Raw genomic sequence first — 207 nt, 5'->3', positions numbered from 1 at the left:
CTGTTCTCTAACACACCAAATGGTGCTGAGGCGAGCGCGATGCTTTACAGCATCATCGAGACCGCGAAAGCCAACGGTCTTATCCTCTACGACTACATGGTCAAGTGCATGAAAGAGCTCGCGAAAGCAGAGCCTGATATCGACGCACTCCTGCCTTGGAACTTCAAACATTAGTAATATCGCCCTGTAGGTTCATGGGGCGTTTAC

The 207-nt window shown here is 50.2% G+C and carries 1 protein-coding gene; it reads left to right on the top strand.

Annotated elements, in window-relative coordinates; genetic code table 11:
* A partial coding sequence (locus AB4167_RS19940; RefSeq protein ID WP_136976087.1) for a transposase domain-containing protein occupies positions 1-174 on the top strand: 174 nt, incomplete at its 5' end.
* Positions 175-207 lie beyond the last annotated feature (33 nt).

The sequence above is a fragment of the Vibrio sp. 10N.286.49.E11 genome (genome assembly GCF_041469505.1).
Classification (GTDB): Bacteria; Pseudomonadota; Gammaproteobacteria; order Enterobacterales; family Vibrionaceae; genus Vibrio; species Vibrio crassostreae_C.
Note: the sequence above shows the minus strand (reverse complement) of the source record. Positions and strands in the feature narration are given on the sequence as shown.